Origin of the sequence: Bradyrhizobium sp. SZCCHNRI2009 (genome assembly GCF_032485115.1) — a bacterium.
Lineage (GTDB): Bacteria > Pseudomonadota > Alphaproteobacteria > Rhizobiales > Xanthobacteraceae > Bradyrhizobium.
Window position 1 is genome coordinate 495,665 of record NZ_JAUEUH010000001.1, and the last position, 24,631, is coordinate 520,295.

Consider the following 24,631-nt stretch of genomic DNA (forward strand, 5'->3'; position numbering starts at 1 on the left):
AGCTATTCGGCGGCCCCTATCGGGGCTGTGGTCCGGTGTCCCGGCATCTGATCGCAGCTGAGATCGCAAGTTAACTGAGACTGGATCGCAACTGAGATCAGATGACAGGTGAGCGCGCCGCCATGGGCTGGCTGTCGTGGGCAGTCCGTCATGGGCTGGCCCTGCCGACGCTCGCGCGACAGCGGCGCCGAGCAATTTACCGCTGGTGGCCCAGGCCGATGCCGAGCGCCAGAGCCTTCTGACGGAGCGAGCCTTCGGTCCGCTTCATCGCCTTGGCGATCTTGGCGACCGGGGTCTTGGACTTCGAGTGCTGCTTCAGCAGCTTGATGTCGGCGGGCGTGTAGGGTTTCCGCGCCAACTTCTTGGTAGCTGCCTTCTTAGCTGTCTTCGCCACTTGATTCTCCTTTTGGCAATGATGGTCCTAAATAGCATGTGTAGTCGAGCTATCAAGCGATTGCGGCAAATGCAACGCTATTAGTTCTTGTTAGTTCATCATTCGGGGTTAATCCCTGCTTTGAGAGACTGGTCAATCTTCCGTGAGCGCCTGCGCGCCTTCCTGTGGACAACTCTCCGCGTGCGGCCGGATAGGTTGTTTGTTCTTCTCTCGTTCTTCGTGACGGGCCTGATTGAGGCGCGCAGCGGCCGGAAAAGCGACCGGTGCGTGCAGCGGAGACACCTGATAGGGCGGCTCAACTGGGCCGACCCGGTCCAAATGCCGCCTTTCGGGCTTAGGATCGTCCAATAGGCAGCTCTGCCCTTTGTTAGTGCTTGATCCCTAAGCACAGCAATGTTCTGCTTAAAAAAGTTGCTGGAGCGCCGAAGCCTCGTGTCAATCTACGTCGCATTACATCACGTCACCCATTACAAATACGATCGTCCGGTCGAACTGGGCCCGCAGACCATCCGCCTGCGTCCTGCACCACATACCAGGACCCCCGTGCTGAGCTATTCGCTCAAGGTCACGCCGCCCAACCATTTCGTGAACTGGCAGCAGGATCCGCAAGGCAATTGGCTGGCCCGCTACGTTTTCCCCGAGAAGGTGAACGAACTCAAAATCGAGGTCGACTTCACGGCGCAGATGACCGTGATCAATCCGTTCGACTTCTTCGTCGAGCCTTACGCCGACAGTTTTCCCTTCGCCTATCCGGAGGGCCTCAAGGTGGAACTGGCGCCCTATCTCGAGACGATCGAGCCGGGGCCGTTGTTCGCGGAATACTTGAAGTCGATTCCCCGCGATGCGGACAACACGGTCAACTATCTCGTCGAACTCAATGCGCAGTTGCAGAAAAAGATTCGTTATATCATCCGGATGGAGCCTGGCGTTCAAACGCCGGAGGAGACGCTGTCGTCGGCCGCCGGCTCCTGCCGCGACTCGGCGTGGCTGCTGATCCAGACGCTGCGGCATCTCGGGCTCGCCGCCCGCTTCGTCTCCGGCTATTTGATTCAGCTTCGTCCCGACATCGATCCGATCGAGGGGCCGGTCGAGGTCGAGAATGATTTCACCGATCTGCATGCCTGGGCCGAGGTCTATCTGCCCGGCGCTGGATGGATAGGCTTCGACGTCACCTCGGGCATGCTGGCGGGCGAAGGACACATCCCCGTTGCTGCGACTCCCCACTATCACTCGGCCGCGCCGATCAGCGGCAGTGCCGGAGTCGCCGAGGTCAACTTCAACTTCGAGATGAATGTGAGGCGCATCCGCGAAGCGCCGCGGATTACCCGGCCATTTTCGGATGAGGCGTGGGACCGGCTCGACCGCCTCGGCGAAGCCGTCGATGCCGATCTCGCCGAAAACGACGTGCGCCTCACCATGGGCGGCGAGCCGACCTTCGTGTCGATCGACGACATGGAATCGGCGGAGTGGAATACGGCTGCCGTCGGCCCGGCCAAGCGCGGGCTCGCGGACAGCCTGATCCGGCGTCTGCGCGCGCGTTTCGCGCCCGGTGGCCTGCTGCATTACGGACAGGGCAAGTGGTATCCCGGCGAAAGCCTGCCGCGCTGGGCGTTCGGACTGTATTGGCGCAAGGACGGTGAGCCGATCTGGCGCAATCCGGATCTGATCGCCAGCGTCGATGGTCCGCGCAGGGCGACGATCCAGGATGCAGAGCGTTTCCTGGACACGGCCGCCGAGACGCTCGGGCTCGAGCCGGACTACGTGCTGCCCGCGTTCGAGGATCCCGCGCATTGGCTGCAGAAGGAAGCCGCGCTGCCCGAGAACGTCGACGCACTCGACTCCAAGCTCGCCGATCCCGAAGAGCGCGCGCGCATGGCGCGGGTGTTCGACGAAGGCCTGCACATCCCGCGCGGCTTCGTGCTGCCGATCCAGCGCTGGAATGCGCAGCCCAGCCGCTGGCGCAGCGAGCGCTGGGGCCTGCGGCGCAAGCGCCTGTTCCTGATTCCCGGCGACTCGCCGCTCGGCCTGCGGCTGCCGATCGGCTCGCTGGCCTACATTCCGCCGGAAGATTTCCCGTATATCCACGAGCAGGACCCGATGGAGGAGCGCGGGCCGCTGCCGATGTTCACGCAGGGGCGTCCGGTGATCGTGCCGCAGGTACCGCCGCTGCCGAAGCTCGATCGCGCGCCGAAGCCGCAGCAGGATGTTCAGTATCAGTACTGGGGAGGGCTCGGCGTCCGCACTGCGATGTCGGTCGAGATCCGCGATGGCATTCTGTGCGTGTTCATGCCGCCGGTCGAAACCATCGAGGACTACCTGGAGCTGGTCGCAACGGTCGAAGCGACGGCCGAGTCGATGCAGATCAAGGTTCACGTGGAGGGCTATGCACCGCCGTTCGATCCGCGCATCGAGGTCATCAAGGTGACGCCCGATCCCGGCGTCATCGAGGTCAACATCCAGCCGGCCGCGAGCTGGCGGCAATCGGTCGACATCACTTTCGGGCTGTATGAGGATGCCGCGAAGGTGCGGCTCGGCGCCAATCGCTTCCTGATCGATGGCCGCCACACCGGCACCGGCGGCGGCAATCATGTCGTCGTCGGCGGCAGCTCGCCGCAGGATTCGCCCTTCCTGCGTCGCCCCGATCTGCTGAAGAGTCTCGTCCTGTATTGGCAGCGGCACCCGTCGCTGTCTTATTTGTTCTCCGGCATGTTCATCGGGCCGACCAGCCAGGCTCCGCGCATCGATGAGGCGCGCCACGACAGCCTTTATGAGCTCGAGATCGCGCTCGCCAACGTGCCTCGGATCGGGCAGAGCGTGCCGCTGTGGCTGGTCGACCGGCTGTTCAGGCATCTGCTCGTCGACATCACCGGCAATACCCACCGCTCGGAGATCTGCATCGACAAGCTGTACTCGCCGGAGGGACCGACGGGCCGGCTCGGACTCGTGGAGTTCCGCGCACTGGAAATGCCGCCGGATCCGCGGATGTCGCTGGCGCAGCAGCTTCTCATCCGTGCGCTGATCGCCAAATTGTGGCGCGAGCCGCAGGACGGCCGGTTCGTGCGCTGGGGCACGGCGCTGCACGACCGCTTCATGCTGCCGCACTTCATCTGGGAAGACTTTCTTGATGTCCTGGATGAGCTGCGGTCGTCCGGCTACGACTTCTCGCCGGAATGGTACCAGGCGCAGCTTGAATTTCGCTTTCCGACCTTCGGCCGCGTGCAGCATGGCGGCGTGACCCTGGAGCTGCGGCAGGCGTTGGAGCCCTGGCATGTGCTGGGCGAGGAAGGCGCCGCGGGCGGCACCGTGCGCTATGTCGATTCCTCGGTCGAGCGACTTCAAGTCAAAGCCGAAGGTTTCATCGAAGGCCGCCACCTCATCACCTGCAATGGTAGGAGGATGCCGATGACCTCGACCGGACGGTCGGCGGAAGCGGTGGCGGCGGTTCGTTTCAAGGCATGGCAGCCGGCCTCCGGCCTGCACCCGACGATCCCGGTGCATGCGCCGCTGACCTTCGACCTGATCGACACCTGGAACGGCCGTTCGCTGGGCGGCTGCGTCTATCACGTCGCCCATCCCGGCGGCCGCAACTACGATACCAAGCCGATCAACTCCTACGAGGCGGAGGCACGGCGGCTCGCCCGCTTCCAGGATCACGGCCACACTCCGGGACGAATCGCGCTGCCGCCGGAGGAACGCACAAATGAATTCCCGATGACCCTCGACTTGCGCAGGCCGCTCCTGCATTGATGGCACGGAGTTTGTGCGGAGGACCAGGGTATGGACGGCTCGAGCGGCCAGGACCAGGGAGCGAGCGCCGCCGGTCGGCCGGCGGCACGTTCTCCGCTGCGCCGGGCCGAGCATTGGGCCCGCGACTATGCCCGGCTCCCCGGCATCCCCGATGAGTTCATCGGGGCCGACGGCCGTCCGCGACCGGTCTGGACCCGCTTTGCCGAGACCTTCGCCGCACTCGCGCCGAGTGACATCGAGCGCCGCTTCGCCTCCGCCGATCGCCATCTGCGCGAAGCCGGCGTCACCTATCGCTCGCCGGGCGACAACGCCGAGCGATCGTGGCCGCTGAGCCATCTGCCGCTGCTGATCGACGAGTCCGAATGGGCGCAACTGTCCCAGGGCATCGTCCAGCGCGCCGAACTGTTCGAACGGGTGCTGCAGGACATCTATGGCGAGGGACGGCTGGTGGCGAGCGGCGCGCTGCCGGCAGCCGCCGTCGCCGGGTCCAGCGAATATCTGCGCCCGGTCTGCGGCGTCAAACCGCCCGGCGGCCGCTTCCTCAGCATCTACGCCGCCGATATCGGCCGCGGGCCCGACGGCGGCTGGTGGGTGCTCAACGACCGCACCCAGGCGCCGTCCGGCATGGGCTATGCGCTGGAAAATCGGCTCGTGCTGTCGCGCGCCTTCTCCTCGATCTACAAGTCCATGAACGTGGAGCGGCTCGCGCCGTTCTTCGAAGCATTCCGCGATGCTCTGCGCGCCAGCGCCGATCGTGACGAGCCGCGCATCGGCGTGCTCACGCCGGGCATGTTCAGCGAGACCTATTTCGAGCACGCGACGCTGGCGCGCTATCTCGGCTTTCTGTTGGTCGAGGGCGACGATCTCGCTGTCAGCGGCGACCGCGTGCATATCCGCACCGTCGCCGGCCTGAAGCGCGTCGACGTGCTGCTGCGGCGGCTCGATTCCAACTCGCTCGATCCGCTCGAACTCGATGCCGGCTCGCGACTCGGCGTCGCCGGCCTGATGGACGTCGTGCGCAAGGGCGGTGTGGTGATCGCCAACATGCCGGGTTCTGGTGTGCTCGAGGCGCGCGCGCTGCTCGGCTTCCTGCCGAGCCTTGCGCGGCGCGTGCTCGGTGAGGATCTCAAGATCCCGCACATCGCGACCTGGTGGTGCGGCCAGAAGTCCGCACGCGACGAGGTGCTGTCGCGGCTCGAGGAGTTCGCGATCGAAGGCGCCTATGGCCGCGCCGTGCCGGGCTTGGCAAGCAGCGGTCCGGTGCTGGCTGGTGAGCTCTCGGCCGCCGAGCGCGAGCGGCTGCGCGCTGCGATCAGCCAGCGCGGCATCGATTATGTCGGACAGGAGGTGGTGCGGCTGTCGACCACGCCGGTGTGGGAGGACGGTCGGATCGCGCCGCGGCCGTTCGTGCTGCGGGTGTTCGCGGCCGCCACGCCCGACGGCTGGACCGTCATGCCCGGCGGCTTCTGTCGCATCGCCGACAAGCTCGATGCGCGCGCGGTGTCGATGGGCGATGGCGCGCGCGCCGCCGACGTCTGGGTGGTCGCCGACAAGGCGGTGGCGGCGCGCACCTTGCTGCCGGGCTCCGACAATGTGCGGATACGCCGCATCGCCGGCGTGCTGCCGAGCCGCGCCGCCGACAATCTGTTCTGGCTCGGACGCTATCTGGAGCGCGCCGAGGCCACCGTGCGGCTGATCCGGGCGCTCGCAGCCCAGCATCGTGATCCCGGCAAGGGATCGCCGGCGCAGCTCAACACCTCCGAGCGTATCCAGCGGCTGTTGCTGGCGTGGGGCGCGGTTGAGCAGACCTCGCGCAGCAAGGGATTTCAGGTGGCGGCTGAGGCCCTGCAGGCCGAGGCGCAGTTCGGCTCGGCGCTGTCGCTGCTCAGATCGGCTCAGCGCACCGCGACCTCGCTGCGCGAGCGCCTCTCGCCCGACGCTTGGCAGGTCATCACCGAGATGCCGAATCGCCTGGCGCAGGAGGCCGAGGATGAGGACGCCGTCGTCAGCATCGCCGAGCTCACGCTCGACCGGCTTGCGAGCTTCGCCGGCCTTGCCCAGGAGAACATGAACCGCGCCGCCGGCTGGCGCTTCCTCGACATGGGGCGCCGCGCCGAACGCGCCATCAACACCGCGCGGTTCGCGCGCCAGTTCGGCTATGACGAGGCGACGCCCGAGGATCTCGACGTCCTGCTCACGCTGGTCGACTGCCAGATCACCTACCGCTCGCGCTATTTGATCGGCCCGTCGCTGGCGCCGATCCGCGATCTCGTCGTGCTCGACCTCTACAATCCGCGCTCGGTCGCGTTCCAGGTCGAGCTGCTCAACGAGCACATCGCGAGCCTCCCGGTGCTGAAGGAGAACGGGCTGATCGAGCGGCCGCAACGCCTCGCGATCTCGCTGGGCGCGCGGCTGACCGCGGCGGAGGCGGCCCATCTCGATGGCCGCGCCTTGTTTGCACTGGAGCAGGACCTGCTCAATCTGGCGGAGGCGATCGGTCAGCACTACTTCCCACACGGTCCGAACGCGACGCGGCCGGAAAAGCTGACGGGCCTCGCGTGATCTACGACATCCGCCATGTCACCACCTACGAATACGGGAGTGCCGTCAGCTTCGCGCGCTGCTCGCTGCGCCTGGAGCCGCTCAGCGGCGACGGCCAGGAGTTGATCTCGCACAGCGTTGACATCCGCCCGCGTCCCTCGGAGCGGACGGCGCGGCGCGATTTCTTCGGCACACTGACCGAGAGCATCGTGATCGACACTCAGCACCGCCACCTGCGCATCGACTCGCGCTCGCGGGTGAAGCTGTCGCGCACGCCGCCCGAGCGCGATGCGCCGAGTGCGGAGTGGGAGCAGGTGCGCGATGCAGCTTTCGAGGCGACGAGCCTCGGCCCGTCGTCGCCGATCGGCTACGTCTTCGCCAGCGCGCTGGCGCCGGTGCTGGAGCCGGTGACGGACTACGCCGCGGCGAGCTTCTCCGCCGAGACGGGGATCGTAGCCGGCGCCGCCGATCTGATGCGGCGCATCCGCAAGGAGTTCAGATACGATCCGAAGGCGACCGTGATCTCGACCCCGCTGCGCGAGGTGTTCGACAATCGCCACGGCGTCTGCCAGGACTTTGCTCACGTCATGATTGCCGGCCTGCGCGGTCTCGGTCTCCCCGCGGCCTATGTCAGCGGCTATCTGCGCACCATCCCGCCCGAGGGCCGGCCGCCGCTGCAGGGCGCCGACGCCACCCATGCCTGGGTGTCGCTGTGGTGCGGCGACGACCTCGGCTGGATCGGCTTCGATCCGACCAACGATCTCCTGGTCGGCAATGATCACATCATCCTCGGCATGGGCCGCGACTTCTCCGACGTCTCGCCGGTCGATGGCATCATCGTCGGCTCGCGCAAGCAGAAGCTCGGCGTCGCCGTCGATGTCGTGATGGTCGAGTAGGGTTCCCTGACCGGGAACGGTCGGAACATTTTTCCCGCATCGCACTTGATCCGCCCGAGGGGCCCGAATGGGGGCTGGCTGACCCTTTCGAGCGATGGAGTGATCGACATGAAACGTGTTGCAATCGTCATTGGCCTGGTCGGCGCCTGCGTCGCCGGCAGCGCCTCGGCCCAGCCGAGTGCGAACCTCACCGGCACCTACCGCTGCATCCAGATGTGCCGCGACGGAATGATCGGCGCGCCGGCCTTCGTGACGCAGAACGGCGATGCCGTGAACCTGACCACCGAAACCGGCGAGTCCCTCCAGGCCTGGCCGGACTGGAATGCTCCCAATAGCCGGCTTTGGATCGACGCACGTGACGAAAGCGCAGTGTATTCGCCCGACGGCATGCGCATCCAGTTCGACGACGGCCGTGTCTGGGAGCGCGACCTGCCGCCGCCGCTCATCGTCCGCCGCGCGCCGGTGGTGTACGGGCGATAAGCGATCGCCATTGCTATCGAGGCTCTCGCGCACGCGGGGGCCTTGATTTGCGGGTGAGATGAAAGGTGCCGGCCTCACGATCCAGTACTCGCCGGAAGGGGTGATGAATCGAGACGCCGCGGCGTACCGGATGCCCGCCTGCGCGGACATGACACGGGGTACGGGGCGGCGTTCTCGCGACACGATCTGTCCGAGTCATGAAGGATAGCTCGAACCCTCTGAGAACAAGAGGGCGCAGGGAATGCCGGGTGATGGCCTCACCCGTGGCCCGCCTGCGAAAAGAATGCAGGCGGCAGGAACCACAGGTGCAGCCGGATCAACCCGGCATTCCCTGCGCGATGGCTTTACGGCTTATACGTGGTCTCCCTGGTGCGCCGGGCTTTCTGGCCACCATCCCCAGCGCGATCGTTTTGCGCCAGGTTGACACCAGCATCGGGGTGTCGGGACATCACGACTTCACCGTGCGCATCATGCCGTTCGTCCGCGCGACTGATCACGCTGCAGCACCACACGCCCACCGCTCCCCAGGCTCCACGTTTGTGACGATCGCGATACGCCCCTCTCACGAGCCCGGGATGGCCGGAAACATCGGTCTGATTTGCCCGACGACACAAGTGGGCAAGCGTGCGACAAACTGGCACGACGGGCAATTCGGGCATGGCGGATATGCGCGATCTATTAGTTGTCGTTCAGACAGCGAGCGCCATGCTGAATCCGGCACCAGCAGAGAAGCTCAGCACTTCCGCATCTGCAAACAATGCTCTCGCCCCTCGACATCAGTCCGAAACGACTCGATGAAGCCGCCCTGGCGCTGGGTCACATACACGGTCTTGCCGTCGCTGCCGCCGAAGGCGAGGTTGGTCGGCTCCTTGGCTTTCAGCGCGATCTCCCGGATCATGCGCCCATCCGGCGCCAGCATGGCGATGCTGCCCTTGAGGATGTGCGCGACCAGCAGCCGGCCGCTGGCGTCGGTGCGCAGTCCGTCGATCGTGTTCGGCTCGAAGGTCTTGATCAGCTTTGGCCGTGTCAGCGCGTCGCCGTCGATCGCATAGGACCAGATCTCGCCGCTGTTGGATTCGCCGACATAGAGCGTGCGGCCGTCGGGGCTGAGATCGATGCCGTTGGCGGTGCCCATGGCACGCGGCGCCGACATGGCTGCGCCTTGCAGGGATCCGTCGGGTCCTTTCGCGATCCGCCAGATGCGGCCGCTGCGCGCCTTCCAGTTGGGATCGCTCGCATAGATCGTGCCGTCGCGCGCCAGCGTGATGTCGTTGGGCTGGCTCATGTCATCGGCATGGAAGACGAGGCGGGGCTCGGTCGTGCCGGGGGCGATGGCGAAGATGTTGTGGCGCTTGTAGTCGGCGACGAACATCGTGCCTGTGGCGTCGATGCGGATGGCGTTGCCAATGCTGTTGTCGGGCAGCTCGGTGAACTTTTCGGAGGCCGTCGCCTCCGGCGCGAGCTTGCCGATCGTGCCGGCCTTGCCGAGATTGACGACGAACAGATTGCCGTCGCGGTCGACGGCGGGCCCCTCGATGCCGAAGGTGTATTCGCCGGATGGAGTGAGCTGGGTGCTCTCGAACAGCTTTGGTGCGGCGAGGGTGGGCGCGCTCGCAAGCAAGAGCATGAGAACAGTCGCCAAACCCGAGATGCGTAGGGTGGACAAAGGCGCAGGGCGACGCCGCTTGCGCCCGAACGCACGCTCGTTCGCGCCGTGCCCACCAGCATCAGCACCGGTGCGCGCGGCCGGTGGGCACGCGCCGCCTGCGGCGGTCGCTTTGCCCGCCCTACGGGCCATTGCAAGCCGGTCAGAGCGGCACCAGAAACTGCTGTTGGATGTAATAGCCATTGTCGTCCGTACAGGTGCCGTTGAGGTAGGTATCGGCGGGCCGGAAGAAACGGCTGAAGCCGGGCTTATTGACGGCAGACCTCTCGGTCATCACGACGACCTTGCCGAACGGGATCTCGCCGCATTCGCGGCCGTCGCCGGCGAAGAACTTGCGATGCGGAGGGCCGCCCGGTTTCACCCGCATCCTGGTTCCTGGAATCATGCGCGCGACCAGATCGTCCGCCACATCAAGCACCCTGGCGTAGCCTGGTTCCGTCTTGATGAGGTTGGCGCCCGGCGGCATCTGCCGCTCGGCACCCAATCCGCGCAATCGTTGACGCAGCCGGCCGGCTTCGGGATCGCCCGGGTAGATCCAGCCGTCTTGCGCCAGCATGAAGCGCAGCACGGCGCGGTCCTTGTCGTCATCGGATTGCCCGGCCTTGAGGCCGAAATCCGAATGGCAGCCGCTGCAATGTTTTTCGATCAGGCTCCTGCGCACGGTCGTGAGCCGCGCGCGACTCGCCGCGTCCTGCATCACGAAAGCCGCGAGCCGGTCGATCAGCGCCTCGTTCCTGATGTCGCAGGGCAGGGGGTCGGGGGCCGCCTCGCCTGAGCGGTCGATGCGGATCACGGTCTGGTTCTTGTCCTCGACCAGCCAGATCGCGCCGTCGTCGGCGATGGTCATGCCGACCGGCGCGCCCTGCGGCCGGATGCCGTTGACGCGATGCCACCCCGTGATGATCTCGTCGAACGCCGCGGCCGGCGCGGGACCGGCTGCGGTCTGGAAAGCGCGGCTTGGCTCGGCGGCGCAGCTCACATGGTAGCGCACCGGCGCCGGGCTCAGCTTGGGGAAGCCGTGGTCGTCGACCTCGAAGGCGAGTAGCCGGCTGCCGGTCGGCCGATAGCCATGCAGGCCGACCAGCAGCTTGCCCTTCAGGTCGTCGAAGCGATCGCCGGTGTAGTAGAGCATGCCGAGCGGCGCGCCATGCGGCGGCAGCAGCGACCAGGGCTGCTTGTAGAGCGTGGTGGTGTTGCAGAGGTTCTTGAGCGCGCCGGACTGCAGCACACGCTTGAATTCCGGGCTCGGCGTCGTCAGGTCGTAGCAATAGGGCCAGCCATAGTGGCGGCCTTGCTCGATCGCGTTGATCTCCTCGTTGGGCGCGAAGATGTCCTGCAGGTCGCGCGCGTTCTCGCCCTGCAGGAACGCGGTGCCGGGATCGGGAAAGCGCGGATGCAGCGCCAGCGCCATCGAGTTGCGCAAGCCGCGCGCGAACACCTCATGAGGCGGAGCGGAATCGCCGGGTTTCAGCGCTGGAAAGAGGCCGCCGGCGGGCGGCGTGAACAACCAGATGGAAGCCAGCGGCGAGGTGCCGTCGCCCGCCGCGCAGGGGCGCGTGATCGGCGCCGGCGACAGGCAGTTGTCGCTGTGCGAGCCGATGTTGACGAACAGCCGCCCATTGCGGTCGAAAGCGAAGGCCTTCAGCGGATGCGCACTCTCCGCGATCCGGGTGCCGTCCGGCAAGGTCAGGCGGCGCCCAGGCAGATCGCGGATGATGGTCTCGATGGTCGCTCTCGGGTTCGCGGCGAGCGGATCGAAGCGGAAGATCGCGGTGTCGGTCGAGGCGTAGATCCTGCCGTCGAGGCCCGCGGCGAGGCCGAATGGATAGGACAGTCGCGTGACCGCCTCGCGGATGCGCTGGCCCGCGGGCGCTACGGGATCGAGGATGAGGAGGCGGCCGTCGTCATGGCCCCAGCCGCCCATGTCCGCGACCACGAACAGTTGATGGCCGGGAATCTGCACGATGCTGCGGGGAAATCGCAGGCCGTCGTCGCGACTGGCGACGAGGCCGGCGCAGAAGCCGGGCTTCATGTCGATCTGGAGGCGCGGAAAGGTGAGGGCGCCGTCGCCGCAACTGGCCGGGCCGAGCGCGTAGCCGCTGCGGATCGTCGCGTCGTCGGCGTGGCCAGCTCCGATGCCGATGAGCATGGCGGTCGCGACGGCTGCAAGACTGTGCCACGACCATTCCATGCGTCGGTCCCGCTCAGTGAAGCAGATTGTATTGGATGATGTAGGCGGCGGCGCCGGCAAAATAGCCGAGCAGGGCGATGCCGCTGATGCGGCGCACGTACCAGAAGAAGTGGATGTTCTCGAGCCCCATCGCGGCGACGCCGGCCGCCGAGCCGATGATCAGGATCGAGCCGCCGGTGCCGGCGCAGTAGGCGACGAACTCCCACAGGAAACTGTCCGGCGGAAACTGGCTCAGGCTGTACATGCCCATGGATGCTGCGACCAGCGGCACGTTGTCGATGACCGCGCTGGCGAGGCCGAGCACGATCACGATCAGGTCGAGCCGGCCGACGGTGCGATCGAGCCATTGCGCCAGCGCCTGCAGGATGTGGGTGTGCTCCAGCGCTGCGACGGCCAGCAGGATGCCGATGAAGAACACGATCGAGGGCATGTCGATGCGGGTCAGCGCATGTACGAGCGTCAGGCGCTGCTTCTGCTCCGAGGCCTTCTCGCGATGGATGATCTCGCCGACCATCCAGAGCAGGCCGAGGCCGAACAGGATGCCCATGAACGGCGGCAGGTGCGTCAGCGCCTTGAACACCGGCACGGCGACCAGGATGCCAAGGCCCATGAAGAACATCAGATTGCGCTCGAACGGCAGGATCGGGCTGATCGAGGCGAGCCCTGCGCTCGCCGGAGGCGCGAGCTGCTTGCCGCGCAGCGTGACGCTGACGACCGCGAGCGGCACCAGCAGGTTCAGGAGCGAGGGGATGAAGACCGACTTCATGATCGCGAGCGGCGTGATCTGGCCGCCGATCCACAGCATGGTGGTGGTGACGTCGCCGATCGCCGACCACGCGCCGCCGGCATTGGCGGCAATCACGATGATGGCGGCGAACACGAGACGATCTTCGTCACGCCCCGACAGCTTCTTCATCAGCGACACCATCACGATCGCGGTGGTGAGGTTGTCGAGCATGGCGCTGAGGAAGAAGGTCACGAAGCCGACCAGCCAGACCAGCGTGACCTGATTCCTGGTGCTGATCAGCGAGGTCACGACCTCGAAGCCGTTGTGCGCGTCGATGACCTCGACGATGGTCATCGCCCCGATCAGGAAGAAGATGATCTGCGCGGTCGAGGCCACGGACTCGTTGAGTTCAGCCGCAACGGCCGGTGCGGTCCCGCCCATGACGGCGTAGATGGTCCACATCAGGCCGGCACCGACCAGAGCGGTGGCTGCCTTGTTGATCCGGAACGGATGCTCCAGCGCCACCACGGCATAGGCGAGCGTGAAGACGGCGACGATGGCGGCGGTCATGGGCAGGGCATTCCGGGCTGGATCGGCGGGAGACGGATGGAACTGCCCAAGATATGACCGATCGGCGTCCGGCCAGCAAGCCGTGAGCGCTGTTCAGGCTGGACGAACGCCGGTTACACCAGGGCCGACGCGATCGCGTCGGCGTGGCTCCGGATGGCGCGGATCTCCGCCGCGCTGCGGCGCTCGAGATTGACGTACTGGTTGCGCATGCGGCCATTATTGGCGAAGCGCCGGCGGTGCTTGGCAAGGAAGCTCCAATACAGCGTCGTGAGCGGGCAGGCCCTGTCGCCGGTCGCCTGCTTCGGATCGTAGCGGCAGTTGCGGCAATGGTCGCTCATGCGGTCGATGTAGTGGCCCGACGCCGCATAGGGCTTGGTGCCGACCACGCCGCCGTCGCCATGCTGGCTCATGCCGAGCGTGTTGGGCAGCGACACCCAGTCGATGGCGTCGTGAAACATCGACATGTGCCAGAGGTGCACATCGTAGGGCCGGACGCCGAGCAGCATCGCGAACAGGCCGAGCACCATCAGCCGCTCGATGTGATGCGCATAGGCGTGATCGATGGTATGGCCGATCGCCTGCGCCAGGCAGCGCATCTCGGTCTCGCCGGTCCAGTAGAAGCGCGGCATCGGCAGGCCGGCGTCGAGCGCGTTCTCATCGGCGTAGTGAGGCATGCGCTGCCAATAGATGCCGCGCACGAATTCCCGCCAGCCGATGATCTGGCGGACGAAGCCCTCGAGCGCGTTCAGCGGCGCGTTGCGGCTCTGAAGCGCGGCCGCGACCACTTCGCGCGGATTCAGCATGTGCAGGTTCAGCGCGCCCGACAGCCGCGAGTGATACAGGAACGGCTCGTCGCTCAGCATCGCGTCCTGATAGGTGCCGAACAAGGAGAGGCGCCAGGCGACGAAATCGGAAAGCTCGGTCAGCGCGTCGACGCGCGACACCGGCAGGTCGAAGCGGTCGAGCTTGCCGGGACTGTTGGAGAAGCGCGCCGCGACCAGCTTGAGCACGTCGCGCGTGATCGCGTCGGGCGCATAGGATCTGGCGACGGGGATCGGCGGGCGCGACTTGCCGAATCCCTTGCGGTTCTCGGCGTCGAAATTCCAGCTGCCGCCGACCGGGCGGCCGCTCTCGTCGATCAGGATGCCGGTCTTGCGCCGCATCGCGCGGTAGAACGTCTCCATGATCGGGCGCGGATGGCGCTCGGTGAAGGCGTCGAACTCCTCCGCCGTGCACAGGAAGTGGCGGTCGGCGCGGATGTCGGGCCGCTGCGGCAGCTTGCGCAAGCCCTCGCGCACGCGAAAATCGCCGGGCTCCAGCACGATGGTCGCCGCAGGCCGCAGCGCCGCCTGATGCCGCGCGATCTCGCTGTCGAGTGCGCCGGTGTTGGCGGGATCATCGAGCCGGACGTAATGGACGGTGCGGCCGCGGCTCTCGAGATCGGCGCGGAAGTGGCGCATCGCCGCGAAGAAATACGCGATGCGCATCTTGTGCTGCGGAACGTAGCTGGCCTCGTCGCTGACCTCCATCTGCGGCACGGCGTCCTGCTCCGGGTCGAAGCCGTCGAAGGCCGCCGAGTCCGCATCGAGCTGGTCGCCCAGCACGATGACAAGGTGTCTTACGGCACGTGTCCTGGTCATGGGACCTTGGTCATCACGCCATGCAGCCGATCAGGCGGCCGCCGCGGTAACCGCGTGGGCCTGGCCAAGACAGTCCTTGCGCACCGTGAGCAGGCTGCGATGCAGCCAGGTCTTGATGGTGCCGACCGGCACGCCAAACCGTTCCGACAGACGCGTCCGGCTTTCGCCCTCGAGATAGGCGAGCGCCAGCAGCCGTCGGCGCTCCTCCGGCAGCCGCCCAAGCGCCTCGCGGGCGATCGGTTCCGCCAGCGCGTAGTCGAATTCGTCGGCGGCGCTGTCGGCGGGATCGGGGATCGCGAGGGCCTCATCGAGCTCCGAGGTCGGCACGCCGGTGGCGCGCAGCGCGTCGATCGCGGTGTTGCGCATGATGCTGCACATCCAGGTGATGGGCGAGGCGCGCGTCGGGTCGAAGCTCGCGGCATGCCGCCAGATCTTCAGGTAGCCATCCTGCAGGATGTCGTCGAGGTCAGCCGCGGACGGCAGCAAGGCGCGCACGGTCTTCCGCATCTTCAAGATCGTTGCAGCATGGAGCTCGGCAAAGGCTTGCTCATCGTTGCGTCCGGCACGGGCCAGCAGGCTGCCAAGATGCGCGACGCAACCCTTCTGATCCGCGCTTGCTGATCGCATCATTCTCCTCCATGCGCTCTCTCTGAACGGAAACGGGTCAGAGTCAGATGCGGATCACCGCCAGCGTGCTGTCGGTATCGCGCGGAGGGAAGTGGCGAATCGTCCAGCCGATCTAGCTCGTCTTGATTGCTCCGCGGCGGCACGCCACGATGCGATCAGAGCTCAGAGCCGGACGAAGGGGCTGATGAGGCGGCCGAGCAGGCCGTGCATGCGCAGGTCGCCGGTCATGGCGACGAGGCAGAGGCAGGGGCCCTCGTCACCGACCACCGGACGATGGTCGACCTCGTCGTCGCCATAGTCGAAGTCGCCGGGTCCGTAATAGCCGCCGAGATGGCTGAAGCTGCCCTTCAGCACGCAGGTCAGCTCATTGCCGGAATGCGTATGCTCCAGCATCCGCGCCCCTGGCTCCGAGCGCAGCAGGAAGGCGCGCGATTTGCCGGTGCCAGGCAGCAGGATCGGGCGCATGCTGATGCCGGGTGCCACGCGCCGGCGCTTGCCGATCTTGCAGCGCTTGACCATCTCGGGCAGGTCCGCGAGCTCGGGATCGTGCTCGGCGACCTCGCTCACCTGCGGCGCCGCCTGCGGGCGTCGATCGATGCGGGCCATCACGGCATCGAAAGCATCCGCGCCCGTCGCGATCGGCTCGGCCGCGTCCAGCGAGGCGCCGGCGAGCTGCTCGATGGCGCGGACGAAGCGCTGGCATCGGCCGCAATCGGCGACATGGACGCCGACGACCAGCCGCTCGGCCTCGTCGAGCGCACCAGTGGCGAAGTCGGCCAGCAGGTCTTCCGGCGGGTGGTGGCTGATCGTCATGTCGCGTCGTCCAACAGGTCTCTCAGGCGATTCATCGCCAGTCTGATTCGTGACTTTACCGTACCCAGCGGCAGGCCGAGCACCGCCGCGATTTCCGAATGCGGTCGTTCCTCAACGAACGACAGGCGGATCACGGTGGATTGCTCCGCCGATAATCTTTCGATCGCGGCCGCTACCCGTGTGGCATCTTCGACACGCGAGACGATCTGGTCGGCTGCGGGCGTCGGATCGGCTTCCTCGTCGCGCCCCACTTCTCTGCTCAGCCGGCTGTCGCGGGCGGCCTTGCGCACCGCGTCGATCCGCTGGTTGCGCGCGATCGTGAAGATCCAGGCGGCCGCGCCGGCCGTCGACGGATCGAATTGCCCCGCCTTCGTCCACACCGCCACCATGGTGGATTGGGCGATTTCTTCGGCGTCGTCGGCGTTGCAGCCGGTCTTGATGAGGAAACCTTTGATGCGGGGCGCAAAATGCGCGAACAGGGCCTTGAACGCCTCGCGGTCGCCGCGCGCGGCGACGCGTCCGATCAATTCAGCCCAATCCACAGTCGCCTTCGGCCCTCTGCTCACATTCACCTTGGTACGGGCGCCCAAGGCCCGTGCAAATCGATGCCGGGACGATGCCACGTTCCATTGCGCTAATCCAGCCGCTCTCATCGCGTGGTCATGGTCCCCGGCACGCATGCTTGATCCCGGATAACGTGGCTCATGGACGGCTGGATCACAGCGGGCGGACGATTTTCCGTGCCCCTCAATCCTTCAGATCGGAATTGACCATCGCCAGGAACTCCTGGCGGCTCATCGGGTCGGTGCGGAAGCAGCCGAGCATGCGGCTGGTGGTGAGATCGACGCCGTGCTTCTTGACGCCGCGCGAGCTGATGCAGTGATGGGCTGCCTTGATCACGACCGCCACGCCCTGCGGCTGCAGCACCTCGTCGATGATGTTGGCGATCTCGGCGGTCATGCGTTCCTGGATCTGCAGCCGGCTGGCATAGGCCTCGACGACCCGGGCGAGCTTGGAAATCCCGACCACGCGGTTGCGCGGCACGTATCCGACCCAGGCGCGGCCGATGATGGGCGCCATGTGGTGCTCGCAATGGCTCTGGAACGGGATGTTCCGCAACAGCACCATCTCGTCGTAGCCGGCGGTCTCCTCGAACGTCTTGCGCAGATACTCCTCGGGGTTCTGCTCATAGCCGGAAAAATAGCTCTTGTAGGCCCGCGCGACGCGGGCCGGGGTCTCGGATAGACCCTCGCGTGACGGGTCCTCGCCGATCCAGGTCAGGATGGTGCGGATGGCGTCCTCGACGTCATCCTGGGTGACCGCAACCGGGTCGCAGGCGAACGGAAGTTTCTTGGCTGTCTGGCGCACGATGGCTCTCCAAAAACCAAGAAACGGTTCCGGTGTCGGAACGGATCACGTCTTGTGGGGGCGATTTCCGCAACCGATGGCTCGCCGCCGTCAGCTCGCCTTGCGCAGCCGCATCTCCGCAGACGGACCCGAGCGGAGGTTCTGGAAGAACTTCTCGACCTCGTTGGCGAGCGTCTGCGCGGTCGCGTTGAGGTCGCCGGACGCCGACAGGACGGAGGCGGCGGCTGTCGAGGTCTCGCTGATGGCGTCGCGGAGCGAGTCGATGTTCATGACCAGCGTCTGGTTGCCCTGGGCGGTCGACTGCGCGTTGGTCGAGATCTCCCGCGTCGCCTGGTCCTGTTGCTGGATGGCATTGGAGATGTTCGAGGTGATCTCGTTGATGCCGCGGACCGCCTGGCCAATCTCGCGGACGGCGTCGACCGCGGTCTTGGTCGAGGCCTGGATCAGGCCGACGTTCTGGCTGATCTCCTCGGTCGCCTTGGCCGTCTGCCCGGCCAGCGCCTTGACCTCGTGAGCGACCACGGCAAAGCCACGGCCGGCCTCGCCGGCGCGGGCGGCCTCGATGGTCGCATTCAGCGCGAGGAGATTGGTCTGCTCGGCGATGGTCTGGATCAGGGTCAGTACGCCGTCGATGCGCTGGGTGGCGGCGGCAAGGCCCTCGATCTCCGTGACCGACTTCTCGGTGCGTTGGCCGGTCTGCTCGACGGCGCCGGCCGACTGCCGGATCTGCCGGCCGATCTCCTCGACCGACGTCGACAGCTCCTCGGCGGCGCTGGCGACGGCGGAGACGTTGGTCGAGGCCTGCGACGTGGCGCCGGCCGCGGTGACCGCGCGCTCGTTGGCATCGGCCGTCAGCCGCGTGATCATCTCGGCGGTTTGGCGCATCGCGGCGGCGTTCTCGGTGACGGTCCGCATCACGCTGCCGATCGCGGTGCGGAATTGCTCGACCGCGGTCTCGATGTGGCGGGCCCGGGCTTCGCGGATTTCCGAGTCCTGCGAGACCTGGACATTGAGGTCGCGGTTATGGGCCATCGCCTGCTGGAACACGCCGATGGCGCGGGCGAGCTCGCCGATCTCGTCGGCCCGTCCGGCATGCGGCACCTCGACGTTCTCGGCGCCGGTCGCGACCTGGCGGATCGTATCGGTGATCTGCGACAGCGGCCGAGCGATCGAGCGGGCGATGATCACCACGCCGGCTGCGACCAGAACCAGCATCAGGCCGCCAAGACCGGTCAGCACGAGCGAGAGCTTGTTGTTCAGCGCCGTTTCCTCGGCGATCTTTCCTGCGCGCTCGACATAGACTTTGGACAGCGCCTCGAGATCCGTGTTGAGCGCCTTGCGCACGGAGCGATTGGCATCGTTGTCGCCCCACTCGCGTCCCGCAGCCGGGCTGATTTCATTGGCGCGGCGGACCAGTTCGGCGCGGAATTCGACGAACTGCTCGATCCGCTTCTTGAACGTTGCGAATTGCTGGGCGTCGTCGGCCTGGACGATCGCCTGCCACTTGTCGACGACCTTCAGGATGTCGGCATTGAACTTGAGCAAGCCGTTGCCGTATTGCTTCACGACGGCGGGGTCTGTCGACATGTAGACGCCGCGCGACTCCATGACGACGGCATAGACAAGGCCGTTGACCAGCTGAACGTTGTGAGCGGCGAGATTGGCTGTCTCGATGGCTTTGATGAGCTCCGTGGCTCGCCGCGAGTTGTAGTCGGACAGCCAGGTGATTGCGGCGGTCAATAGCGCAAACAACGCAAAGATTGCGTAGAGCTTGACTGCGATGGATTGGCGCGTGGCCGTCTTCGTTGACGTCGGGCTTGAGGTCATGAGGTGAGATACCGCGAGTTTTTGCTACGACGGAGGAGGCGCTTGATTGTTAATAGTTATGCAAAACCTTCATGGAGAAAGCGTTAAGTGGACACCGTCAGTATTATGCAACCACAGCGTACTTTGCTTGGCGTTTCAATCGATTAGTTGGTGCTCCGCAGCAGGGGAGGGCGTCGGGGCATCCGGTCGACTACGGAGGGCATGCGCCATTTCGAGGCTCCTCGTTCCCCTGCAAATGCATTGCAAACCAGTGGCCGCGCACGCGCGCTCCGCAATTGGTTCGTCGGTCGGAGACAGGCGGGAGCAGTCGTCGCGCTCGACCGATCAATTATCCATCCGATTGGAACTTTGGATCGCCCTTCGCATTCCGCCATCCGTATTGCGATGCATCGGATCAGGTCGCCTCGTCAGGTCGCGTCTGATCATGCCAGGCAGCGTGAGCATCTGGCACGCGGCGGGACCTCGCGCCTTGCGACAGGAGCGGAAGGCGCGATCGCACTCAACTTTTCCGGAAGGGGTAGCGAAGCCTTATCTTCGGCCGTAAGGTAACCGGTTAGCGGGTTGTCGCGAGGGGCAGTCGATGAGATTCGAGGGCATCGAAACGGTACGTCGCATTCTCTGTGTGTTTCCGCGCTACACCTCGTCGTTCGGAACCTTCGAGCATGCCTATCCGCTCACCGACGGCATCCAGGCTTTCATGCCGCCGCAGGGGCTGCTGCTGATCGCGGCCTATCTTCCGGGTTCCTGGCAGGTGCGCTTCATCGATGAGAACATCCGCCCGGCGCAGGACGAGGATTTCTCATGGGCCGAAGCGGTGTTCGTCAGCGGCATGCACATCCAGCGTCAGCAGATGAACGACATCTGCCAGCGGGCGCACGCGTTCGACCTGCCGGTCGCGCTCGGCGGCCCCTCGGTCAGCGCCTGTCCGGACTACTACCCGAGCTTCGACTATCTGCATGTCGGCGAGCTCGGTGATGCGACCGACGAGCTGATCGCGCGGCTGGCGCGGGATTCGTCACGGCCTGCGCAGCAGGTCGTGCTGCGGACCAACGAGCGGGTGGCGATGACGGATTTCCCGGTGCCGGCCTACGAGCTCGCCGAGGTGAAGAAGTACTTTCTCGGCAGTATCCAGTATTCCAGCGGCTGCCCCTATCAGTGCGAGTTCTGCGACATCCCCGGCCTCTATGGGCGCAACCCGCGCATCAAGTCGCCGCAGCAGATCATCGCCGAGCTGGACAAGCTCAGGGAATGCGGCGTCACCGGCTCGGTCTATTTCGTCGACGACAACTTCATCGGCAACCGCAAAGCCGCGACGGAGCTGCTGCCGCATCTGATCGAATGGCAGAAGCGCACCGGCTATGTGATGCGGCTCGCCTGCGAGGCCACGCTCAACATCGCCAAGCGGCCCGAGATCCTGGAGAAGATGCGTGAGGCCTATTTCATCACCATCTTCTGCGGCATCGAGACGCCCGATCCGGATGCGCTGACGGCGATGCAGAAAGATCACAACATGATGGTGCCGATCCTGGAGGGGATCAGGACCATCAACAGCTACGGCATGGAGGTCGTCTCCGGTATCATCATGGGGCTGGACACCGACACGCCGCAGACCGCGGACGCGCTGCTGCAGTTCGTCGAGGAGAGCCGGATCCCGCTGCTCACGATCAATCTGCTGCAGGCGCTGCCGAAGACGCCCCTGTGGGACCGCCTCGAGCGCGAGGGTAGGCTGGTCCACGATGACGGTCGCGACTCCAACGTGAAATTCCTGATGCCCTATGACGAGGTGGTCACGGCGTGGCGGCGCTGCATGGAGGTGGCCTATGAGCCGGAGCGGCTGTTCGCGCGCTACAAGCACCAATGCGACACCACCTACGCCAACCGTATCGAGGTGCCGGTCAGCGACGAGATGAAGAGTTGGCCGAACATCAGGCGCGGCCTGGTCATGATGGGCAAGATTTTCTGGAAGGTGGGCGTGCTCGGCGACTACAAGCGGCCGTTCTGGCGCTTTGCCTGGAGCCAGCTCAAGCGAGGCGAGATCGAGAATTTCATCGCCGTGGCGCTGATCGCGCATCACCTCATCATGTTTGCGCGCGCCGCCTCGCGCGGGCATCAGAACGCGTCGAACTACTCGATCCGGCTGCGCGAGGCCGCCCTTCCCGCAGGGTGATGGTCCTCTGTGGAACTGGGGGCGGCGGGTGGTGCTCGCCAGCACCGGCTCGCGGCCTGCCCAGAGCAAGGGACGGCTCGGTCGGATACCGGTCCTTGAGTCGTTCAGGTTTCGAGGCCCCGCGTCCGTCGGGGCCATCCACGCTCTTTTCAAGCACGGCAGAATCGTGGCGTGATCGGAAGCCGTGGCGGCTCGCCGTATTGTGTGGCCGCGCATGGTTGCGGCCGGGGAGTGAACCCTGCTAGATCGCCTCGACGAATTTTCACGTGTTTTCAAGGATTAGCTTGGGCTGCGGGCCACAATGCGGTCATCTCTGCTTCGCTGAGCGGCCTTATTTCTGCCCTATGCGCTCAGGCCCTCAGAATTGGGCCGCACCCCAACCACTGGACACCGCATGCTGGAAGTCAGGCACGACAACGAAGTCCATGTCGAGAAGGTCGAGCACCGGCCGGCCGACAGCATCGCTTTTGGCATCGAACGACTCGGCCTCCTCGCGGTCAAGGCGCCGATCTTCTCCTGCGTCGTCCTGCTCGTCCTCATCGTGGCGGCGGTGTTCGGCATCAAGCGCATCCAGATCGACGATTCGCTCAGCCAGCTGTTTCGCTCCGACAGCAAGGAATTCCACCAGTACGAGGAGGTGACGAAGAAGTTCCCGGCCGAGGAATTCGACGTCCTCGTCGTGGTCGAGGGCAAGACCCTGCTGGCCCGCCAGAACCTCGAGAAGCTTCGTGACTTCGTGACCGACCTGCAACTGGTCGAGGGTACCCGTGGCCTGGTGTCGCTGTTCTCGGCCCGTCAGGCGCCGGCGCCCGGCAAGCTGCCGGCCGCGCTGTTTCCGTCGGATCTGCCGGAGGGCGAGGCCTACGACAAGTTCATCGAAACGGTGAAGTCGAACGAGATCATCCGCGGCAAGCTGTTGTCGGAGGACGGTACGCTCGCCCTGATCGTGCTGTCGCTCGAGCCCAAGGTGGTGGCCTCGAACGATCTCGGGAAGGTGGTGGGCGACATCCGGAAGCTGATGGCGGAGGACCTCGGCGACACCGGCCTGAATGTCCAGCTTTCCGGCGTGCCGGTCATGCAGCTCGAGATCCGCAACGCGGTGGAACGTGACGGGCTGACCTACAACATTCTCGGCATTCTCGCCGGCTGCATCATCGCCATCATCTTCTTCCGCAAGGTCTCCTTCATGATCGCAGCGGCGTTTCCGCCGCTGATCGCGATCATGCTCGCGCTCGGCGCGCTCGGCTGGGCCAATTTCAATCTCAACATGTTCCTGAACGTGATGACGCCGCTCATCATGGTCATCAGCTTCTCCGATTCGATGCAGCTTACCTTCGCCGCCCGCGACCGCCTGATCGCGGGGCAGGACAAGGTGACGGCGTTCAAGAACGCCGTGCTGGTCGTCGGCCCGGCTTGCGTGCTGACCCACGCCACCGCCGGCATTTCCTTCATCGCCCTGCAGTTTTCCGACAGCGACCTGATCCGCAAGTTCGGCGAGGCGGGGCTCGCAGCCACCATCATCGCGCTGGTCGCGGTGCTGTCGCTGGTGCCGGTGTTCGGCGTGCTGCTGGTGCGCAACGAGAAGACATTCGCGGTCAAATTCCAGGGCGCCGACGCCGGCGTCCAGGCGCTGCGCAATTTCTGCTACTGGATCGCGGTGCGCATGGTCGGCCGTCCCGGCCTGTTCAGCCTGATCGCGGTGCTGTTCGTCGGCTCGCTCGCGGTGGTGTATTCGACCCTGGAGCCGCGCTATCGCCTCGCCGACCAGGTGCCGGACAAGCAGCAGGCGGTTGCAGCAAGCAACCGGCTCGATGCCAAGCTGACCGGCGCCAATCCGGTCAACGTGCTCATCCAGTTTCCGAAGGGCGCCTCGCTCTATGCGCCGGAGACGTTGCAGGCGATCGCCGACGTCCATGCCACCGTCGAAAAGACCGCTGGTGTCGGCAACGTCTGGTCGGTCGAGACGCTCCGGCGCTGGCTGGCCGAGAAGGCCGGCTCGTCGGATACGGCGACGTTGCAGGAATACGTCAATCTGATCCCCGAGCACCTCGTGCGCCGCTTCATCGACAAGGAGCAGGACGCCGTCGTGGTCGCCGGCCGTGTGCCGGATGTCGATTCCAGCCAGCTGCTGCCGGTGGTCGACAAGCTCGACCGCGAGCTCGATGCGGTGAGAAAGAAGCATCCCGGCTATGAAATCGCCGTTACCGGTCTCGCCGCCATCGCCGCGCGCAACTCCGCCGGCATGATCGAAAAGCTCAACCATGGGCTGACGATCGAGTTCGCGCTGGTGGCGATGTTCATCGGGCTGGCCTTCCGGTCCTGGGTCGTCATGCTCGCCTGCATCCTGCCCGGCATTTTCCCTGTCGTGATGTCGGGTACCGTGCTGTGGGCAATGGGGGAGGGGCTGCAATTTGCCAGCGTGGTGGCGCTCACGGTCTCTTTCGGCCTTGGCCTGTCGGCGACTATCCACTTCCTGAACCGGCTGCGGATGGAAAGCGCGCCCGGCGTCAGTGCCGCCGTCGCAGTGGAGCGCGCCACCGTGCTGGTCGGACCGGCGCTGATCCTCACCACCGTGGTGCTGGCCTGCGGCCTGGTCGTCACCGTGTTCTCGGATCTGCCGTCGCTGCGGCTGTTCGGTTGGCTCAGCGCGTTCTCGATGGTGGCGGCGTTGTTTGCCGACCTCTTCATCCTCCGCCCGACCGCGATGTTCCTGATCAACCTGTCGCAGAAGCTGAAGCGCAAGCCGCTTTAGCCCAGGCTATTGCGTAAACCAGGCCGTCATCACCCGTGAAAGCGGGTGATTCAGTACGCCGCGGCCTATCGGTTCAATCACGACAGCCTCTGGAAGACTGGGTCGCCCGGTCCCGTCTGCGCCTTCGGCTTCGACGCGGCTATGAGTTCAAGGGCGCGCCGGAGCTTTAGCGAAGGCGGCAAGCCGGGCGACGACAGCGGCGGGTCTCATTCGTATCCGAGGGTT

At 65.7% G+C, this 24,631-nt stretch carries 16 protein-coding genes; 6 read left to right on the forward strand and 10 right to left on the reverse strand.

Annotated features, from left to right (window positions below; all coding sequences use genetic code 11):
- Positions 1 to 196: 196 nt before the first annotated feature.
- Positions 197 to 394 carry a hypothetical protein gene (locus QX041_RS02255; protein WP_008964013.1) on the reverse strand — a complete coding sequence of 66 codons (198 nt, stop codon included), beginning with the start codon at positions 392 to 394 and terminating at the stop codon, positions 197 to 199.
- A 432-nt stretch (positions 395 to 826) separates the two neighbouring features.
- Between QX041_RS02255 and QX041_RS02260 the strand changes: the two genes are divergently transcribed.
- The 4 genes from QX041_RS02260 (at position 827) to QX041_RS02275 (ending at position 8,058) form a co-directional block, all read left to right on the forward strand.
- Positions 827 to 4,141: a transglutaminase family protein gene (locus tag QX041_RS02260; protein WP_316164394.1), complete on the forward strand. Its 3,315-nt coding sequence runs from the start codon at positions 827 to 829 to the stop codon at positions 4,139 to 4,141.
- Between the two features lie 30 nt (positions 4,142 to 4,171).
- On the forward strand, positions 4,172 to 6,703 hold the full coding sequence (locus tag QX041_RS02265; RefSeq protein WP_316164395.1) for a circularly permuted type 2 ATP-grasp protein: 2,532 nt from the start codon (positions 4,172 to 4,174) through the stop codon (positions 6,701 to 6,703).
- Positions 6,700 to 7,578, forward strand: a complete 879-nt coding sequence (locus tag QX041_RS02270; RefSeq protein ID WP_315714908.1) for a transglutaminase family protein — start codon at positions 6,700 to 6,702, stop codon at positions 7,576 to 7,578. Before QX041_RS02265 ends, QX041_RS02270 begins: the two co-directional genes overlap by 4 nt.
- Positions 7,579 to 7,677: 99 nt before the next feature.
- The gene (locus tag QX041_RS02275) at positions 7,678 to 8,058 is read left to right on the forward strand and encodes a hypothetical protein (protein ID WP_315714907.1); all 381 of its coding nucleotides are present in this window, start codon (positions 7,678 to 7,680) and stop codon (positions 8,056 to 8,058) included.
- A gap of 733 nt (positions 8,059 to 8,791) precedes the next feature.
- Here the strand turns inward: QX041_RS02275 and QX041_RS02280 are convergent.
- From QX041_RS02280 to QX041_RS02320, 9 genes are all read right to left on the reverse strand, one after another.
- Positions 8,792 to 9,685 carry an SMP-30/gluconolactonase/LRE family protein gene (locus QX041_RS02280; RefSeq protein WP_315749225.1) on the reverse strand — a complete coding sequence of 298 codons (894 nt, stop codon included), beginning with the start codon at positions 9,683 to 9,685 and terminating at the stop codon, positions 8,792 to 8,794.
- A 181-nt stretch (positions 9,686 to 9,866) separates the two neighbouring features.
- Complete coding sequence (locus QX041_RS02285) at positions 9,867 to 11,915, reverse strand: PQQ-dependent sugar dehydrogenase (RefSeq protein ID WP_316164396.1); 2,049 nt, start codon at positions 11,913 to 11,915, stop codon at positions 9,867 to 9,869.
- A gap of 13 nt (positions 11,916 to 11,928) precedes the next feature.
- A complete protein-coding gene (nhaD, locus tag QX041_RS02290; protein ID WP_315749228.1) occupies positions 11,929 to 13,212 on the reverse strand; it encodes a sodium:proton antiporter NhaD in 1,284 nt (427 codons plus the stop codon).
- A gap of 113 nt (positions 13,213 to 13,325) precedes the next feature.
- A complete protein-coding gene (locus QX041_RS02295; protein WP_316164397.1) occupies positions 13,326 to 14,852 on the reverse strand; it encodes a cryptochrome/photolyase family protein in 1,527 nt (508 codons plus the stop codon).
- A gap of 30 nt (positions 14,853 to 14,882) precedes the next feature.
- On the reverse strand, positions 14,883 to 15,479 hold the full coding sequence (locus tag QX041_RS02300) for an RNA polymerase sigma factor (RefSeq protein WP_315749230.1): 597 nt from the start codon (positions 15,477 to 15,479) through the stop codon (positions 14,883 to 14,885).
- A 162-nt stretch (positions 15,480 to 15,641) separates the two neighbouring features.
- Positions 15,642 to 16,292, reverse strand: a complete 651-nt coding sequence (locus tag QX041_RS02305; RefSeq protein WP_315749232.1) for a ChrR family anti-sigma-E factor — start codon at positions 16,290 to 16,292, stop codon at positions 15,642 to 15,644.
- Positions 16,289 to 16,834, reverse strand: coding sequence for a sigma-70 family RNA polymerase sigma factor (locus QX041_RS02310; RefSeq protein WP_315714900.1), 546 nt, complete (start codon positions 16,832 to 16,834; stop codon positions 16,289 to 16,291). The genes QX041_RS02305 and QX041_RS02310 overlap by 4 nt, the downstream gene beginning before the upstream one ends.
- A 205-nt stretch (positions 16,835 to 17,039) precedes the next feature.
- Positions 17,040 to 17,660, reverse strand: a complete 621-nt coding sequence (gene folE, locus QX041_RS02315; RefSeq protein ID WP_315714899.1) for a GTP cyclohydrolase I FolE — start codon at positions 17,658 to 17,660, stop codon at positions 17,040 to 17,042.
- A 90-nt stretch (positions 17,661 to 17,750) separates the two neighbouring features.
- Positions 17,751 to 19,487, reverse strand: a complete 1,737-nt coding sequence (locus QX041_RS02320; protein WP_315826346.1) for a methyl-accepting chemotaxis protein — start codon at positions 19,485 to 19,487, stop codon at positions 17,751 to 17,753.
- A 580-nt stretch (positions 19,488 to 20,067) separates the two neighbouring features.
- Between QX041_RS02320 and QX041_RS02325 the strand changes: the two genes are divergently transcribed.
- Both QX041_RS02325 and QX041_RS02330 read left to right on the forward strand, forming a co-directional pair.
- Complete coding sequence (locus QX041_RS02325) at positions 20,068 to 21,654, forward strand: B12-binding domain-containing radical SAM protein (RefSeq protein WP_316164398.1); 1,587 nt, start codon at positions 20,068 to 20,070, stop codon at positions 21,652 to 21,654.
- A 394-nt stretch (positions 21,655 to 22,048) separates the two neighbouring features.
- Entirely contained in the window at positions 22,049 to 24,406 is a 2,358-nt protein-coding gene (locus QX041_RS02330) for an efflux RND transporter permease subunit (protein ID WP_315714896.1), read from the forward strand.
- Positions 24,407 to 24,631: the final 225 nt, after the last annotated feature.

What these genes read in the sequence shown, in the direction of transcription:
- QX041_RS02265 (WP_316164395.1), top strand. Translation starts at nt 4,172, where the DNA reads ATGGACGGCTCGAGCGGCCAGGACCAGGGAGCGAGCGCCGCCGGTCGG.
- nhaD (WP_315749228.1), bottom strand. Translation starts at nt 13,212, where the DNA reads ATGACCGCCGCCATCGTCGCCGTCTTCACGCTCGCCTATGCCGTGGTG.
- QX041_RS02325 (WP_316164398.1), top strand. Translation starts at nt 20,068, where the DNA reads ATGAGATTCGAGGGCATCGAAACGGTACGTCGCATTCTCTGTGTGTTT.
- QX041_RS02320 (WP_315826346.1), bottom strand. Translation starts at nt 19,487, where the DNA reads ATGACCTCAAGCCCGACGTCAACGAAGACGGCCACGCGCCAATCCATC.
- QX041_RS02300 (WP_315749230.1), bottom strand. Translation starts at nt 15,479, where the DNA reads ATGCGATCAGCAAGCGCGGATCAGAAGGGTTGCGTCGCGCATCTTGGC.
- QX041_RS02285 (WP_316164396.1), bottom strand. Translation starts at nt 11,915, where the DNA reads ATGGAATGGTCGTGGCACAGTCTTGCAGCCGTCGCGACCGCCATGCTC.
- QX041_RS02295 (WP_316164397.1), bottom strand. Translation starts at nt 14,852, where the DNA reads ATGACCAGGACACGTGCCGTAAGACACCTTGTCATCGTGCTGGGCGAC.
- QX041_RS02330 (WP_315714896.1), top strand. Translation starts at nt 22,049, where the DNA reads ATGCTGGAAGTCAGGCACGACAACGAAGTCCATGTCGAGAAGGTCGAG.
- QX041_RS02305 (WP_315749232.1), bottom strand. Translation starts at nt 16,292, where the DNA reads ATGACGATCAGCCACCACCCGCCGGAAGACCTGCTGGCCGACTTCGCC.
- QX041_RS02280 (WP_315749225.1), bottom strand. Translation starts at nt 9,685, where the DNA reads ATGCTCTTGCTTGCGAGCGCGCCCACCCTCGCCGCACCAAAGCTGTTC.